The 17,182-nt window shown below is 51.2% G+C and carries 11 protein-coding genes; all 11 read right to left on the bottom strand.

Annotated elements, in window-relative coordinates; translation table 11 throughout:
• Position 1 precedes the first annotated feature (1 nt).
• The 11 genes from VIN76_RS15580 to VIN76_RS15530 all read right to left on the bottom strand — a co-directional run bounded on the left by VIN76_RS15580 (position 2) and on the right by VIN76_RS15530 (position 17,030).
• Positions 2 to 955 carry a crotonase/enoyl-CoA hydratase family protein gene (locus tag VIN76_RS15580; protein ID WP_332042791.1) on the bottom strand — a complete coding sequence of 318 codons (954 nt, stop codon included), beginning with the start codon at positions 953 to 955 and terminating at the stop codon, positions 2 to 4.
• Between the two features lie 302 nt (positions 956 to 1,257).
• Positions 1,258 to 2,259, bottom strand: coding sequence for an NAD(P)H-dependent glycerol-3-phosphate dehydrogenase (locus VIN76_RS15575; RefSeq protein ID WP_332042790.1), 1,002 nt, complete (start codon positions 2,257 to 2,259; stop codon positions 1,258 to 1,260).
• A 110-nt stretch (positions 2,260 to 2,369) separates the two neighbouring features.
• Positions 2,370 to 3,308, bottom strand: coding sequence for an alpha/beta fold hydrolase (locus VIN76_RS15570; protein ID WP_332042789.1), 939 nt, complete (start codon positions 3,306 to 3,308; stop codon positions 2,370 to 2,372).
• 34 nt (positions 3,309 to 3,342) lie between these two features.
• Positions 3,343 to 4,194, bottom strand: coding sequence for a lysophospholipase (locus VIN76_RS15565; RefSeq protein ID WP_332042788.1), 852 nt, complete (start codon positions 4,192 to 4,194; stop codon positions 3,343 to 3,345).
• Positions 4,191 to 5,669 (bottom strand): DUF3336 domain-containing protein, encoded by a 1,479-nt coding sequence (locus VIN76_RS15560; RefSeq protein ID WP_332042787.1) that lies wholly within the window; start codon positions 5,667 to 5,669, stop codon positions 4,191 to 4,193. Before VIN76_RS15560 ends, VIN76_RS15565 begins: the two co-directional genes overlap by 4 nt.
• A gap of 4 nt (positions 5,670 to 5,673) precedes the next feature.
• The gene (locus tag VIN76_RS15555; RefSeq protein ID WP_332042786.1) at positions 5,674 to 7,179 is read right to left on the bottom strand and encodes a wax ester/triacylglycerol synthase family O-acyltransferase; all 1,506 of its coding nucleotides are present in this window, start codon (positions 7,177 to 7,179) and stop codon (positions 5,674 to 5,676) included.
• Between the two features lie 26 nt (positions 7,180 to 7,205).
• Entirely contained in the window at positions 7,206 to 9,554 is a 2,349-nt protein-coding gene (locus VIN76_RS15550) for a glycerol-3-phosphate 1-O-acyltransferase (RefSeq protein WP_332042785.1), read from the bottom strand.
• A gap of 25 nt (positions 9,555 to 9,579) precedes the next feature.
• Positions 9,580 to 11,154 carry an HAD-IB family hydrolase gene (locus VIN76_RS15545; protein ID WP_332042784.1) on the bottom strand — a complete coding sequence of 525 codons (1,575 nt, stop codon included), beginning with the start codon at positions 11,152 to 11,154 and terminating at the stop codon, positions 9,580 to 9,582.
• A 111-nt stretch (positions 11,155 to 11,265) separates the two neighbouring features.
• Entirely contained in the window at positions 11,266 to 12,666 is a 1,401-nt protein-coding gene (locus VIN76_RS15540; protein WP_332042783.1) for an efflux transporter outer membrane subunit, read from the bottom strand.
• Positions 12,663 to 15,866, bottom strand: coding sequence for a multidrug efflux RND transporter permease subunit (locus tag VIN76_RS15535; protein ID WP_332042782.1), 3,204 nt, complete (start codon positions 15,864 to 15,866; stop codon positions 12,663 to 12,665). Before VIN76_RS15535 ends, VIN76_RS15540 begins: the two co-directional genes overlap by 4 nt.
• Before the next feature lie 3 nt (positions 15,867 to 15,869).
• The gene (locus VIN76_RS15530; protein WP_332042781.1) at positions 15,870 to 17,030 is read right to left on the bottom strand and encodes an efflux RND transporter periplasmic adaptor subunit; all 1,161 of its coding nucleotides are present in this window, start codon (positions 17,028 to 17,030) and stop codon (positions 15,870 to 15,872) included.
• Positions 17,031 to 17,182 lie beyond the last annotated feature (152 nt).

The following is a 17,182-nucleotide window of genomic DNA, read 5'->3' as shown; positions in this document are numbered from 1 at the left end:
ATCATATGACCTGAAGTGACCGCGTAATCCGCCGCTCCTGAGCCGTGGCCAAACGCTCCATTTTGCGAACATCCGCTTCTTCAAGGTAGAGCGCTGTTTCCGCCCACAGTTCAGTAATTTCAAGCAACTCATCAAGCGTGACCGGATTAGCCATTCGCCTTGCCTTATAAACCGCGCGTTCCGCGTGGAAACGTTTCCGGTTCTGCCTGGTATATTCGACAACCGCCTCTTCGCCTTTGCCATCCTCCGCCAGAATGTCGACGACGCCCATGTCATAAAGTTCTTCGGCGGAGAATAGTTTCCCTTCCAATATGAATTGTTCGGTTTCACGGCGGCTCAAACGCTGCCTGAGATAGCTATAGGCGCCCATTCCGGGGAAAAGGTTGAACAATATTTCCGGTAGCCCCAGTCGCGCACTTTTTTCCGCCGCCAGAATATCAAAAGCCAGAGCATGTTCAAAACCGCCCCCCAGAGCATCACCCTGAACCAGAGCCATGGTAATGATCGGAGCGCCAAAGCCCGTGCTGTTGGCATATTGCATATGAACACAGGTTCGCGCGTATTTCTTCAAGGCAGTCAGGTCACGCCGCCTGATACAATCGGCAAAATGTATCAAATCACCGCCAAGATTATAAATACCGGGCGTATGGGAAGCACAGACAAAATAGCGCATGGGATCGGCCACGTTCTGCGCATCAGTGGCGTAATTAGCTTGAACCCAATCCTGCACCATCTGAATTTCACTGCCCAATTCATAGGTATAGCTGGGACGGGACTTCTGGTTCATATAGCACCAGAAAATCTGGTCTGATTTATCAAACCGCAAGTCGATTTCATTGAATTTTTGGGTCAGTATATCCCGGCCAGAACCGTGCTGGGGCTCGATCAGCGTATCGTTCCCATCAACGATCAGATCGGCTTCCATATCGTTCACGGCTTGGCTTCTCAAATCCATAAAAACTCCTCACATAATCGAATTGCGCCGACAATTTTACGTAACCCAATATGAAGTGCTTGGAAGACATTTTTATGAGACGCCCCAAAAAGAAGCAAGTAAAAGCCAAAATATTAACTATTACACTTAACAACTATCTAAAAACGGCTAATATTAGCGGATTACAATGGTTAACAGGGTGCCTTGGAAATGGAAAAATACAACTTCACCTCGCATTTATAGAAAATATGGATTTGTCATTTCCGGACATTCTTCTGTAATAGGCAAGCTGTTGCTCAACATTTCGTTTCATGCGTTACTGCTTATCCGGCCTCCGCTTCAGAGCCAGCCGAGCCTCGGATCAAACCGCGATAAACGCTTACGGCTGCCCTTTTGCCTCTCGTAACATCGTAAACATCCTGAGCAATCGGCATGGCGACATTATATTTTTTGGCCAAGGCCATCACCGTCGGTGCGCTTTTCACACCTTCTGCCACCATCAGCATTTCTTCGATGATTTCATCGATATTGCGCCCCTTCCCCAGCTCGACGCCAACATGACGGTTTCGGCTCAACGGGCTTGTGCAGGTCGCTATCATGTCGCCCATTCCGGTAAGACCGGCAAAAGTTTCGGGCCGGCCGCCCATTGCCACACCCAGGCGGGTAATTTCGGCAAGCCCGCGTGTAATCAGCGCGGAGCGGGTATTGTCCCCTGCCCCCAATCCGTCCCCCATGCCAACGGCAATCGCGATAATATTCTTTAACACCCCGCCAAGTTCACAGCTCAGCAGGTCGGTATTGGTGTAAACGCGGAATAATCCTGAATGGAATAGCTTCTGCAACTGTTTGACAATAATCTCGTCTTCCATCGAGATCACGCTGGCGGCCGCCTGCCCCGCCATGATTTCCCGCGCCAAATTAGGACCGGTCAGGACACCGACCGGGTGCCCCGGAAATACATCTTCGATAATCTGCGTCATCCGTTTGCCAGAGGACAATTCCAGCCCTTTGGTAAGGCTGATAATCGGAATCCATGGCCGCGAAAATGGCTTTGCATCTTCCAATACAGCACGAAAATTATTCGACGGTATCGCCATAACCAACACATCGGCGTCGGTAACGACCTCGCCTATGTCATTGGTGGCATATACGGCTTCCGGAAGGATCGCGTCGGGCAGATATTTGCTGTTGCGGCGATTTTCATTAATGTCACGAACGGTTTCGCTATTCCTCGCCCAAATCTTTACAGGCGCGTTGCGTGACACCAAAGAGGCCACCGTAGTTCCCCATGAACCACCGCCCAAGATTCCGACCCTCAACTTCATAGACTTCCCCCGTTTTGCGAATGGCGATATTTTTGCTTACATCCCGGTGATTACGCCCAAGTATAAGCCGACTAGCTATACCGGACAGTTTGAACGTGTAATCCACAGATTTAATGTTTTGCAAGAAAAGCCATGTGCACAGCGGAAACTTCCTTGGGCTTTTCGATCATCGGCACATGACCGGTCTCTTCAAAGATGACCAGTTCGCTATCCCTGACCCCCTTATTCAACACATCGGCACAGCTCACATCAATTAACCTATCATGCCGCCCCCAGATTATCAGAGTGGGCACCGCTACTTTATCAAGATGGTCATTCAGCGGTTTATCAATAGCCGCGCCGACGATTTGCCAGAATATCTTGTCGAGAACCTCCCGATGCGCATCGGCTTCTGCGAAAAACAGCTTCCTGAAATTTTTTGGTAACCGCACAGGTTTATGGGACACAAAGGCCATGAGCCGGTCAACATCCGACACATCGGCCAAGGCAAGAGCATTTTCGCCTTTTTCTGCCGCGATCTGCAATTCGCTTTTATCTGCCCCGACGACACCTGCATTATTGAACAAGGTCAATGAAGCCGTTGTTTCCGGATAGTCCATCGCAAATTGCAAAGCTATAAAACCACCCATGCTATTGCCGCCGATATGGCATTTGGAAATGCCCATGGCATCAATAAATGCCTTCACTCGGCGGCTTTGCGTATGAATGTCGTAATCGCGGTCAAATGATCTGTCATTCTCCCCAAATCCCGGCAGGTCAGGTGCTATCAACCGATGATGCTTCGTGATGTTCGGCGCATAGATTGACCAGTTATCCTTATCGCCGCCAAATCCGTGTAGCAGGACCACCGGCACGCCGTTATCACTGCCCCCTTCAAGATAAGCCCAGACATCATCGCCAACCTTGATGGATTTTTGCCGCATTCCGCCGCGCGAACGGATCAGCGATTTCATCCATCCGTATAATGTCTTTGGAAAGACAAAATAGGCAATCAATACGGCCAATATCAGGGCCGCTATTATGTAAAGAATATAAAGCATGATTGTCATCGCGAAACTTCCTCCCCCTTCGCATATATCGTTGTCATTTTATTATGCGTGTTATCCAATCGGTCATATCCGCCAAAACTATGTCTTTTTCCGGTTCGTTAAAAATCTCGTGAAAAAGACCGGGATAGATTTTCAGCATCTTTTCATGCGAGCCAATTCGCTCGTAAAGCAACACCGATCCTTCGGGGGCGGTCAGGCTGTCTTTTTCCCCGTGGAGCAATAATATTGGCAGGGTAATTTTTGCCGCATCCCTTTGCACCAATTCCATATTGGCCATCATCTCGGCAGCCAGCCGAGCGCTTATTTTGCTTCCGGAGACAAGCGGGTCGGCAAGATAATCCGCGACCACTTCCGGATCACGGCTGACACCCTTCGCATCTAATGCCAGGACACCCATTGCGGGTGCGACTTTGGACAGTATATTGCTTAATCCTTTCATGAAAGACGATGGCTCTTCAGTCGTTTTAATCGCCGGTCCAGAAAGCACCGCTGCGGCAAAGCGCTGCTGGTTTTCCAGCAAATATGTAGCCGCGATCAACCCGCCAAGACTATGCCCGACCAATATGAACGGCAATGCCCTTTGTTCAGACGGTATTTCATCGATCAGCGCATCCAGACCGTCATGATAAACCGAAAAAGCCGGAACATAGCCACTTTTTCCTTCAGATTTGCCGTGCCCCCAATGATCAAGCGCATAGACAGCCATTCCGTACTTGACGCAATGTTCTGCAAAATAACCATAACGACCGCTATGCTCATCATAGCCATGGACCAGGATCATGATCGCTTTGGGACTATCTTGCGGGCTCCAGCTCTGAAAATAAAGTGCCGCCCCTCCCCCGGCAGAAGGAGCCACCAGTTTCAAGGCTCCTTCCTGATGCTTCACGCGATTTGCTGCTTCATAAGCGCAACGTGATCGTGCGCCAGTTCAGTTTCATAGTTGAACAATATACGCTCCAGCGTCTGGCTGATTTTCGTTTGCGTGCGTACCATTTCAATCTTTGGCCATGTCGTTCGCTCGCCCAATTGTATCAGCTCCGCAATTTCGTCCACCTTCAAATCGCTAAGTATTTTCGACGGGCTCCAGAACATTGTGGGGCGGATGATATTGATGTCACCGGTATAATCCTGATTGATTACGGACAATGTCAAATTGGCGAGACTGTTAAGCCGCGGAAAATAAGATAACGGCTTGTGCATGATTTCTACATTGGCGTTGAGCCATGCTTTCATGGTCGATGTTGTTGCATTTCTGATTGAGGAAATCGGGTTCCTTTGCTGTTTAACTTCGATCGCAAAGGGCGTGACCAGCGGATTAGCCTGACTGACAATATGGTGATTGACGCCATAAAGCCGGGCAAGCCGCTTTGCAGGCAGATCATGTGTAACCGAACCATCAACCCATTTGCGGTTGGACAGATAAGGCTTGCGCGTGCCTTCATGATCCTTGGCTGCCAACGTGACGGGCGGGAAAACACCGGGCACGGCGCAGGAGGCCATAACCGCTTCACGAATAAAGACATTGGGCGATGCGATCGCGTTTAACAGACGTGAGGTCTGATGCTTTTCAGCCGGTGCCACAGAAACATTCAGATGGCGACCCGTCAGTTCATAGGCTTCCTGAAACGTAAGGTCGGGGATCATGTTGCTGATACGGCTGCGAATTTCATCGGTTGTCAGCCGCTTTGCGTTACCGAAAAAGCCAATGCCGGTCGATGCCACAATTTCTTCTGCATGCTCGTCCACCAGGTTTTCGGGATCGAAAAATGACGGAACATCGTTATCGACATGCGTGCTGATCAGGGCGCCCACGACCGAGCCACCGCTGGACCCCGACATGATATGCGGCAGCAAACCCTCCTGCCACAAGGCCTTTACGACGCCCATATGAAAATACAGAAACGCGCCGGAACCGCTCATCAAAAATGCCGACCGGCCATAACAATGTTGCGCCCGGCGAAAGAAATCCAGCTTTTCCTCAAAAGAGATGTCGTCAACCTTGTCACTCGCCAGATATTCCAGCGAATTGACGATTACATCGACATAATCCTGAATCAGTTGCTTGGTACCGAATTTGGCTTTCTGGTACAGGCGGTCGTTGCCCATACCATCCATATTCCCGTGTATCCCCTCGTTCAGTGCATAAAGCAGACCCGCATTATCCTGAGCCTTCGAAAGTTTTAACAAGCGCGTCAGGCGGCTGCGAATGGAAACATAGTCGAAATGCTTGCTTTCGTCGGACTTTTTCCACTTATCAACGCCGCTCGCACGGTCATGAGCTGCGGCTGCGTCCGACCAGTCGGAATAGTTTTCCGCCTGAGCCATCGCCTTTTCCATCTTCAAACTGGTGTTCAGGATCATTTTGCTACTCTTTACTCGATCGCTTGATTACTGGCCTATTTACAGGTTTTTTGACCGATTTCTTCGCAGGTCTTTCAGCCGCTGCGGTTACTGTTTTCACTTTTGAGTCCCGCAATTCTTCAAACGCCTTTTGGATGCAGTCGCAAAAAAACACAATGTCGGGCATGATTTTTCTGTCCGTCGTGACCGCAAAGGACATCGTGCCGTTATAGCTCGGCGTGGCAATAAACAGCCCCATTCCATTGCTCAGCGGAGCCATGGCAAATTGGTGGATCAGCTTTGCGCCGTTCATATACATCGGCGCCTGCGGCCCAGGAATGTTGGAAATGAACACATTGCTCATCTTGGGCGCGAACCGTTCGCTGGTAAGGATTTTGGCCGCTCCGGCCATGGTTGCGCCGGGAATATGCTGGGTCAGGTCCGTCATGATCCGCGCGCTCAGGCCGGATTTGGCCGCCTTGGTCTGCCGCGTTGTATTGCGTATAGCTTCCAATCGTTCCAATGGCCCCGCAATATTGGTCCACAGCTTGACGCTCATAGCTGTTATTTTATTGCCTGAATCGTTATTCTCGCTATCCCTTTTCCGCGCATTTACCGGAGCAACGGCGACCAAATTTTCCTTCGGCAGCTCTTTATGCTTCATCAAATATTTACGCAGCGCACCGCCGCAAATGGCCAGCACGACATCGTTAATCGTCGCACCTTCGACCTTTGTTCGTATCGCCTTGAGCTCTTCCAGATCGAAAGTAACGGCATCGAACATTTTATGCGGAGAGACAGCGCCATTGAAACGGGTTTCGGGAATGGCCAAACTGTCGCTTTCACTCTCGCCCGACATATTATTGCGCGCCGCATCCATCAAGGTCGGGGTCAGTTTCAACAGCGCGTTGGCCAATTTCACCGGTGAGGTAAGATTGCTTGTAAGGGCGCGGTTCATCACGTCCGAAGGGGTCGGCATGTCGCCATAATCCCAGTCGGACGCCGGCACATCGATCATCGGTGTGCCCTTGGTATCCATATCGCTGAGCGCCGTGAAAAAATAGGTCGCCGCCGTGCCGTCGATTGCAGCATGATGGACCCGTGTCAAAATGGCGTAGCTGCCCTTGCCATAGCCCTTGATCCGGTCGAGCCCTTCAACCACATACATGTCCCAAAGCGGCCGGTTCATATCCATGGGTTTGCTGAAATGCCGTGCGACATGGATACAGAATTGCCGCCAATCGCCCGGCTCCGGCAATCTGCTGTGCGAGATATGGGCTTCTATATCAAAATGCTCATCCTCCACCCAATAAGGATGATCGAGGTCAAATGGCAAACGATAGAGCCTGCGCTTGAAAACCGGAGAGATGTGCAACCGGCCCCTCATATGTTCGATAATATCCTTGAACCGCACCGTCTTCCCGCCTGTGGTAGAAGGGTCATAGACATAGATCGCCATGATATGCGTCAGGTTTTCCGGCGTCTGGATATAGAGGAACTGGGCGTCCTGGGCGCTAAGCTGTTGCAGCATATGATGTTCCTTTGTTACGCATGGCTTTACTCGAAAATCTTGTCGGCAAGGCCCAATACTTCAAGCCGTGATTTTTCCATTCGCCGCGACAATGCCCGGAATTTGCGAAGCAAAGCCTGGCGCGCCGCAATAGTTTCTTCTGTTGTCTCTCTGGTCAATCCCTGGCTGGCCGCCATTTTAAAGCCATTTTCAAACAGGATTTTCCCAATGGAAGCCTCGCTGGTAATCAGCCGCAGCAGATACGCCTGACGCCCTTCTTTCAACGCTTGTTCCACACAGCTTTTCTTGTCGATAGATTGCCCCGGCTGAACCCGCGACAATATATGCAGCACAACGGTATAAGCCTCCACAAAGGGCAAGAACACGGCATGTCCGACAAGGGGCTGGAAGCGGTTGGTCAGACTTTTGAGTAATATCCCGCCCTTATCCAGCTTCATTTCCCAATCAGGGCAAGTGCGGGTCAGTTCCGCTTTCAGGTTTTCGCGATATTCCTCCTTGGGTGGATAGAAAAATTCAAATTTGAACAGATCCCGCAACCGGTCCGTTTCTGCCCAGAATACATCTGCCGCAACCTTGCTCGGATCCTCGCATGCCTTGAACAAAGAAAGCTCAATAATCGCCTTGTCGAGAAAATGGTGGATGATCGAATTGCGGTAATAGCTGGCCAGCGGATGTTTTTCCGGCTGTATCGCGTAAACGGTTCTTGACCCCTCGTCATAGCGCATGAACAGGCCGTTATTGACCAGCGTATCGATAACATTCTGGATCCCTTCCAGACTATTTCGCTGGGTGAGATCATCGCTTAGCCGGATGTTCCGTTCTGATGCCCAGTCGACAAGAACATTGATGACCGCCAACAGTTCATCGGCCCTCATCCCGCGCGGTGCAATGCCAAGCAGACTCAGGCACATGAGCGAAGTCAGGGTCAGCGGGGTTGCGCGATTTGCCTCCACCGCCACTTCAAAGGCAATTTTAGACATGCCGATACGGTCACTGGGCTGGGGCGCGTTCTTGACTACAACCGGTTTGCCAAAATCAACATAAACCTTGCCCATCGGTTCACGCAAACTACGCAAATAGCCGATAAACCAAGTGAACGATTCTGGCTTTTTCACCCGGCCTGTCTGTTCTCTGGTATATTCCTCTACATCGCGGATAAGGTCAAAACTGGTCACGACAGGAATGATATGAACATTCTGGATATCGTTTACATTGGCGCTATCCAGAACATATTTCAGCAACCCGTACCGCGGCGGCATCAACTTGCCAAGCCGTGACCGGGTGCCTTCAAATGCCCATGTCATAGGAAAGCGTTTTTCCAGCAAATAGCTGACATAATGGCGCAGAACGAGCTTATAGACCGGCTTGCCTTCAAAGCTACGTCGAATGAAAATCGTGCCCGCGCGGCGCAGAACAAATCCCAGTCCGAAAAAGTCCAGATTGATGCCGCCAAAAACATGCAGCATCGGCAGGTCATTCTGGTACGCAAGGTCGGTAGGAGTTACGCCATCAATATAGGTTTTGTGGGTGAACAAGAATATTGTCGGGTGGTCGCGCATGGTTTGGCGCAGACGGGGGAGCTCATCCTTGTCGAACACCACTTCATTTTCATAGCCCTGTGACAGCATGAAGCGATCCAGACGCGCCTTGATATCGATGAACAAGGCACTGGGCCGGGAAACCAGTTCCTTCATATATCTGCCCGCTTCTTCGTAAAGCGCTTTTTCCGGCTTATCCAGATCCCCTGCCAATTTCGTTATATCGGAGCGGAATTTCGGGCTTGCCCGCAGGCTATCAGCCACAAAACGTGGTACTTTATAGCGCCGTCCGCGAAGTCCCCGTTCTTCTATGTCGAGCACCAGACTGGCCTGACGAACGACAAAGCCGGCAAATTCGTTCGCATTATCCTCCTGCGTGGAATGTCCGTTCTGGCGGTTGAAACGCTCCCGCAATTCACCAATGGTTGCAGGACTTCCGGTAAGACATTGTGCGCGGCGCTTATCACGTAATAATATCGTGCGTGCACGAAAGCTGCCGGGGGTGCGCGGGTCACCAAGCAGGGCGTGGCGCATTTTCATAGCCCTACTCTCCTCGAAATCGGGGATCCGCCATGCAATACGAACCGGGATGACAAGAACATCCGGATCATCGTCCAGTTTCTTCGCCAGATCTTTTAGCCGTAATCGGGCTCGTTCATCAGAAATGGGAAGGCTGACCCAGTTCACTGGCGTATCAGTTCCCCTTTCTGCCAGAGAGGAATGAAGCCAGTCGAGCAGATAACGGCGTTCAACGCGATTACGTGCATCAATGACAAATAGCTTTGGCCCCTCGGTAATCAGGGTACCTTCTTTGGCTATTGCCGTGGCTTCATTCATTATCGCTCCTACTTATTAGCGTGGGTTATGTCTGCACTTCTGCCTTTGCTCCCGGTGCTGTAACTTCCGGCTTTTTTGCTGCGGCTGGACTGCTGTTGGTATTTGCGGCCGATTTCGGTTCGACTGTTTTGTCGGCGAGGGCTTTGACTGGAACTTCCTGCGGCTTTGCATCTTCAACCTGCCCCAATGCGGTCAAGAACATATTCCGCACTTCTGCAACATGCTGGTTAAGTGTTGATCTTTTCCAGTCGCTGGTATCCACCGGGGGCAACACTTCTACCTTGACCGTTGCAGGGCGCATCACAAATTCATTCTTGGGGGCCACATCCCCGGCATTATGAATTACGATCGGGACAATCGGGACACGTGCCTGCAAGGCCAGATGGAACGCGCCTTTCTTGAACGGTCCTACTTTCGGGGATAATGTTCGCGTGCCCTCTGGCGCAATGCAGATTGACTTACCGTCTATCTTGATCGCATCTACCAGAGGCTCCATCATCTTGATCGCGTTTCTGCCGTTGGCCCGATCTACAAATACGGTGCCGGCAAGCTCCATGACTTTGCCGATAATCGGCATGTCCCTGATCTCTTTTTTGGCAATCGCACCAATATCTTTACGCACCAGTTTCGCGATTATCATCACGTCAACCTTGCTTTGGTGGTTAAAGACAAAGATGCACGGTCGCTGCGCCCACAGATTTTCCTCGCCGCTGACATCCAGCCGCACACCTGCAAGAGCCGCAGCAACATCGCCAAACAACCCGGTCGAAAAGTTCGTTGCTTCCCGCTGCGATCCGGTGAGCGCCCAGATTGGCAAGCCGGCCACAAAAGATGTGACCAGCGAGCCGGTCGCATAGATAGTCCTTAGATAATCGACCGGCTTGCCCTGTCCACGACTGTCAAATTTCTGCAGCGGCCATCCGCGCTCTTTTGCAATTTCCGTTAACTTGCCATTGGGATTTAACGGGCGCGGATTTCCGACTCGTTCCAGCAGTTCGATATCGTCATCACTGTCCGAATAGAAATAGCTGTTGTCCAGATCAAGCTGGTGCTTTTTCGCCAGTTTCTCCGCCGCGATAACCTTGCCTTCGCCAAAGCATAATGGCCGGATGATATTGCCGGTAAATTCACCGTTCTTGACTTCATATTGCGAGCATAGAACATGCTCTATATTCAAATCACGCGCCGTTGGCTCAATTTGATATATCGTCGCAGAAGACACAATCGCGACCGTGTGACCCTTTGCGATATGCGCCTCAATCAAAGCACGTGATTCAGGATAGACTTTGCGCGCGATGTGTTTTTCATAAAGCTCTTCCCCGAACTGGAAATAGCTATCTTCGGTCACGCCCTTCATGAATTTGGATGCGGCCTCCATCAAACCGGAAAAACCCAGGCTGCCCATGCTATATTGGGCCATCACATTTGCGGTTTCGACAAGCTCTTCAGCGCTTAATTCGCCGCGTTTGATTTTTTCCCACAGCATCGCGGTTGCAGAATAACCAGCGATGATCGTGCCATCAAAATCAAACAATGCAGCAATATGCGGGCCTTCAGGTGCGTTAAGAACGTCTTGTAAATGGGAACCCCTATCAGACATACTTTCCCTCACTTCCCCAAAGCGACCCGGTTCATTTTCATCCTGCCAAAAATGAAATATGTTTCCCAGTCTATATTAAGCTAAACATATATTAAATCATTAATGTCTGCCTCATTCAAACCCACCGCCCAGTGCTACGAACAGCGAAACGTTATTTTGATCCCTGAGACGCAGAACCTGAAGCAAGCGCTGTTGGGATGAAAACAGGTTCCGCTCGGCATCCAGAACCTCAAGATAGTTGGAAACACCTTCACGGTAACGGAGGTTCGCAATACGGGCGATCCGCCCTTGAGCCTCGACTTCACGGCGGGCGGTTTCCACTTGTTCACCAATCCAGCGGCGTCCCGCCAGCGCATCGGATACTTCCCGAAAAGCGGTTTGGACGGTTTTGTCATAATTGGCGATAGCTTCGGCTTCACGGGCTTTCGATAGTTTCAACTGGGCGCTGCGCGCTCCGGCATCGAATATGGGCAAATTGATCGAAGGCCCAAAGTTCCACGTAAAGCTGTCTCCGCTAAACAGCCCGTCCAGATCATCCGATGCAAATCCGGCGGACCCGATAAGTGAAATACTCGGGAAGAAAGCTGCCCGCGCCGCGCCGATATTGGCACGCGCCGCACGCAGCCGCTCTTCCGCCGCTATGATATCGGGCCGGGAAAGCAGCAAGTCCGATGGCAGACCGGCATCCAGTGGGCCAGGGAATATCTGCTCACCGACGGTATACTCACTCTCGGGCACATTGGTTGGAAGCTCTCCGCCAACAAGCACGGTCAGGCGGTTTTGTGTTTGCGCCAATGTCAGCTTTTGCCCGGCCAGCGCCTGCTCCGCCTGCGTGAGCAGCACCTGCGCCTGCTGATAATCAAGCGCCGAAGTGACACCGGCATCAAGACGGACTTTTGCAATACGCAACCCTTCCCGCCGGGTTTCCGCCGTGGCTTGGGACAGCTCGATTTGTTCCTGCGTTTCCTCCAGCTCAAGATATGTCGAAGCGACGTCGGCAATCAGCGAGAGGTAAAAGGCCCGCTGCGCCGCGACAGTTGCCAAATATTCGGCACGCGCGGCCTCGCTCAAATTGGCTACCCGGCCCCAGAAATCAAGCTCGTACGAGCTGACGCCGACCCCCACATCATAGCGATCCGAACTAGCCGTTGTGACTCCATCCGTTCCATTAATCGGCGTACGGTTCCGCGAAACATTACCGCTCGCGATGATATTTGGCAGACGCTGACTATCCTGTATCCGGTATTGCGCCTGTGCCTGCGCAATCCGTGCCGTTGCCGCCATAAGATCCCGATTGTTTTCAATCGCCTCCGCCAGATAAGCTTTCAACTGCGGATCATTAAAATATTCCCGCCAACTCAACTGAGCCGCAGTCACAGTCCCATCGGGACGAGAGGAAGAATCAAAAGTTGCAGCGGTTGAAAGCTCTGGCCGGACGTGATCCGGTGCCATGTTCACACATCCCGAAAGTGTCGCAGAGGTCGCCATCAATAACCCAATATAACGTTTCACCGGGTTTCTCCCTCTTCCAACTCGCCTACCGCCGTTGGCGGTTTCCGACTGAGCTTCTGACGGACCAGCATATAAAGCAAAGGTATGATGAAAATACCCAAGCCAGTGGCGGCTATCATTCCGCCCATGACACCAGTACCAACCGCTATACGGCTATTAGCTGCAGCGCCGGAAGCGAGGATGAGCGGCACCATCGCCAGAATGAAGGCCAAAGAAGTCATGATAATCGGCCGCAAACGGAGCCGTGCAGCCTGACTAACCGCTTCAACAATCGATTTACCTGACTCTTCTTCCTCAATCGCGAATTCGACGATCAGAATGGCGTTCTTCGCGGCCAGACCGATGATAGTTATCATCCCGACGTTGAAATAGACATCGGCAGGCAGTCCTCTGAGCATAGAGAAAACTACTGCGCCGAGTACCCCTATCGGTACGATAAGCAATACGGAAAGCGGGACAGCCCAACTTTCATATAGCGCCGCCAACAGCAAAAACACTACCAGCACGGACAGCCCTAACAGAAGGCCAATCTGACCCGAAGACTGCTTTTCTTCAAAGCTTAGTCCGGTCCACTCATAGCCGATACCGTCAGGCAATTGCTCGATAAGTCGCTCAACTTCTTCAAGAGCGGCGCCGGATGATTGCCCTTCTGCTGCTTCACCTGAAATAGTCATCGCCGGATAACCATTATAGCGCCCCAAGCTCGGCGGGCCGGCGGTCCATTCCACTTTCGCAAATGTACTAAATGGAACCAGTTCACCCCGATCATTGGGCACACGAAGATCCATAACATCTTCCGGTGTCATCCGATAACGCGCATCAGCCTGAACATAGACCTGCTGGGAGCGGCCATTATAAACAAATTCATTGGCAAAAGCCGATCCGAAGTTAATCGCCAAAGCAGAGTTAACATCCGAAATGGCCAGACCCAGCGAACGGGCCAGAACCCGGTCAATATCAACTTTGAGTTGCGGACTTACCTGCTCGTCTTCCGGGCGAACACCTGTAAGCATTTCGCTTTGCTCCATCAAACCCAATAGCTGGTTGCGTGCATTAGTAAGAGCGACACGACCTACACCTACGCGGTCCTGCAATTTAATTGTAAACCCGCTGGCTGTACCTAGTGAAGGAATTGCAGGTGGTTGAATGACAAATACATTGCCTTTATCGATTTGTGAAAATTTTCCCATCGCTTCCATAAGTAATGCGGAAGCTCCGCTTCCCTCGCCTGAACGCTCTTCCCAAGGTGTCAGAGAGGCGAACATCATCGCGTTGCTCTGACCCTGTCCAAAAAAGCTGAAGCCGCGAATGACGACCAGATTGCTCACTTCGTCCTTGCTCATCCAGTGGTCCGAAACGGGCTTGATAGCCTCTTCGGTCCGCTCGACGGTCGCACCCGGAGGAGATTGAATAGCCGTAATCAGAACACCCTGATCTTCGGTCGGCAGGAAAGCCGTAGGCAACCGCAAGAATAATAATAACGCAACCGCAACCAATAAAACAAACACAGCAAAACCGCGTATTGGCCGCGACAATATATTATCGGTTGTACGGCCATAATTTTCCGTGATCTGTGCAAACCAGATATTGAATCTTTCAATGGCGCGACTAATTCCGCCGGTTATGCGAACCAGCTTAGAACCACTGTCATTTTGTTCCTGCGCTTCTTGAACAGATTCATCTGTTCTAACGGACTTCTTGATCGGTTTAAGCAGAGTCGCGCAAAGGGCCGGGGTAAGTGTCAAAGCCATAAGTGCAGAGAATAAAATAGAGATTGCGAGCGTTACCGAGAACTGTCTGTAAATACCGCCCGTTGATCCAGGGAAAAAGGCCATTGGCAGGAATACAGCCACTAGTACGAGCGTGATACCTACTATAGCGCCCGAGATCTGGTCCATTGCTTTGCGTGATGCCTCGACAGGGGATAATCCCTCTTCGCGCATGATCCGTTCGACATTTTCCACGACAATAATGGCGTCATCCACCAATATGCCGATAGCCAGAACCATAGCGAACAGCGAAAGCACGTTAATCGAGAAACCGAAAACCCATAAGCCAAGACACGCCCCTGCCAGAGCGAAAGGAACGACAAGTGTAGGAATTAGCGTCGATCGCCAGCTTTGAAGAAACAGAAACATAACCAGAAAGACAAGCACCATTGCTTCAATCAGGGTCGTGGCAACCTGCTTCACTGACAATTGGACAAACGGAGTTGTGTCATAGGGGACAACCCACTCGACATCTTCAGGAAGTCCGAGGCCAATTTCCTCCATTCGTTCCTTCACGCCCTCAGCCGTGGCCAGAGCATTCGCACCCGTTGCCAGTTGGATAGCCATACCGGCCATTGGCTTGCCATTCAGAGTAGCCATGGTCGCATAACTCTTGGCGCCGAGTTCAACTCTTGCAACATCGCTAAGCCGGATGGTCGCACCGCCAGTGTCCGCCCTCAGAATGATCTGCTCGAATTCTTCTACGGTGGTGAACTTATTTTGGGTTACGATTGTCGCATTGATCTGAGTATCAGCCAACATTGGCAACGCCCCAAGAGCGCCTCCGCCAGATTGGCTGTTTTGTTCCCGAATGGCGGCAAGGACGGCTGCTGGTGACAGTTTGAAAGACGCCAGCCGTTCCGGATCCAGCCATATCCGCATTGCATATTCCGAGCCGAATAGGGTGACATCACCGACCCCTTCCACCCGGCGCAGTTCATCAGATACTTGGGTTGATGCGATATTGCCGAGATCCGTTTCATTCAAATTGCCGCTTTTCGATCTCAGAGCAATGATTTGAAGGAAACCGGTCATCGCTTGACGGACCTGAACGCCTTGCTGCCGAACAGCTTCGGGGAGACGCGCTTCCACTGTACTCAAACGATTTTGAACATTCGTCTGAGCGATATCAATATCCGTCCCCGCATCGAAAGTGAGGGTGATCGAACCAGTCCCATTCGACTGGCTGGACGATGACATATATAGGAAGCCTTCAACACCGTTTAGCTGTTGCTCGATGATCTGGATTACATTTTGCTCCAGAGTCGCTGCATCCGCCCCTGGATAGGTAACAGAGATTGTTAGCGAAGGAGGCGCAATATCAGGATATTGCTCAATCGGGAGACTGCGTAAAGCAAGCAAACCTACCAGAAGAATGCCAAGCGCAATGACCCATGCAAAAATCGGCCGATCAATAAAAAAACGGGACATGAATTACTTCTGACTTTTTAAAGAGGTTTGCTTTGCGGCGCTGCTAGGCTGTTCTTTCGTAAGTGCTTTAACGGGCGCGCCTGGCCTAATTTTCTGGAGGTTGCTGGTTATAACCTTGTCACCAATTTTCAACCCGCTCTTTATGATCCAATATTGGCCATCCAATGAGCCAAGCTCGACAGGACGGGCAGCCGCTTTTCCTTCTGAATCAATGATAAAGACACTTGCGCCGGTTTCACTCAGCTGGACGGCCCGTTGCGGAACCATTATGCCGTTTTTGATTTGGCCCAGATAGACTCTGGCCCGCACAAACTCACCGGGCAACAGGTTGTTTCCCGGATTGGCGAATTCAGCTCGCAAACTCATTGTTCCTGTATTCTCATCAACGGAAAAATCGAGAAAATCGACATAGCCTTCGATCGGATATTCCGAGCCATCTTCAAAGGTCAGTTTAACTCTGGGCTTCTCACCTTCATCTAGGTCAATCCTGCCTTCTGAAACCGCGCGCCTTAATGCCATCACATCGCTCGATGATTGCGAAAAGCTGACATAGACCGGATTCAACTGCTCGATACGGGTCATCAAAGTCGCCTCGGCAGCACTAACCAGCGCGCCTTCAGTGACTTCAGCACGCCTTGCGCGTCCGCGGATCGGAGCACGTACAGTTGTATATCCCAGCTGTAATTCGGCCGCGTCTAACTGGGCCTTCATCTGTGCCACGCTTGCAGTGGCCTCCCTTGAAGCCGCGACTGCCGCCTCATATTCCTGACGGCTGATAGCTTGCTCTGCAACAAGCGGTTTGTACCTGTTTACAACTGCCGTCGCATTGGCAGCGGTCGCCCGCGCACGTTGAAGGCTCGCTTTCACTTGTGCCTGATTGGCTTGAAGCTCGCTTGGGTCAATACGGAACAACGGCTGCCCTTCCCTGACATCTGTTCCTTCCTGATACAGTCTGCTTTGGACTATACCGTTCACCCGCGCCCTGACTTCAGCTACCCTTACGGCTTCGACACGCCCCGGTAATTCTACAATATTAGGAATTGCCGCAGATTTAACCACATAGGTATCTACCGTCACCGGCGGGGGCGCTGGCGGATTTTCAGAGCCACCACAACCAGCAAGACTCAAAAGCAGTGCAAACGCAAATATAGCCGTTTGTTTCATTTTATTCCTAATTATTCATGGCTTAGGTAGTTATATGCATTGAACCAAATTTGGTCCGGCGCTTATGGATTAATAGCTATCTTTGCCCGTTATTGTAAGGGGCTTGTTGGAGTGAATAGCTATTGGATGATGAGAGATACTCATATAATTCT

Origin of the sequence: Parasphingorhabdus sp. (genome assembly GCF_036568145.1) — a bacterium.
GTDB lineage: Bacteria > Pseudomonadota > Alphaproteobacteria > Sphingomonadales > Sphingomonadaceae > Parasphingorhabdus.
This window is presented reverse-complemented; position numbering and strand designations above follow the sequence as displayed.

Excerpts from the sequence above, each read along its gene's own strand:
- VIN76_RS15580 (WP_332042791.1), bottom strand. The coding sequence starts at position 955 with ATGGATTTGAGAAGCCAAGCCGTGAACGATATGGAAGCCGATCTGATC.
- VIN76_RS15575 (WP_332042790.1), bottom strand. The coding sequence starts at position 2,259 with ATGAAGTTGAGGGTCGGAATCTTGGGCGGTGGTTCATGGGGAACTACG.
- VIN76_RS15570 (WP_332042789.1), bottom strand. The coding sequence starts at position 3,308 with ATGACAATCATGCTTTATATTCTTTACATAATAGCGGCCCTGATATTG.
- VIN76_RS15560 (WP_332042787.1), bottom strand. The coding sequence starts at position 5,669 with ATGATCCTGAACACCAGTTTGAAGATGGAAAAGGCGATGGCTCAGGCG.
- VIN76_RS15555 (WP_332042786.1), bottom strand. The coding sequence starts at position 7,179 with ATGCTGCAACAGCTTAGCGCCCAGGACGCCCAGTTCCTCTATATCCAG.
- VIN76_RS15550 (WP_332042785.1), bottom strand. The coding sequence starts at position 9,554 with ATGAATGAAGCCACGGCAATAGCCAAAGAAGGTACCCTGATTACCGAG.
- VIN76_RS15545 (WP_332042784.1), bottom strand. The coding sequence starts at position 11,154 with ATGTCTGATAGGGGTTCCCATTTACAAGACGTTCTTAACGCACCTGAA.
- VIN76_RS15535 (WP_332042782.1), bottom strand. The coding sequence starts at position 15,866 with ATGTCCCGTTTTTTTATTGATCGGCCGATTTTTGCATGGGTCATTGCG.
- VIN76_RS15530 (WP_332042781.1), bottom strand. The coding sequence starts at position 17,030 with ATGAAACAAACGGCTATATTTGCGTTTGCACTGCTTTTGAGTCTTGCT.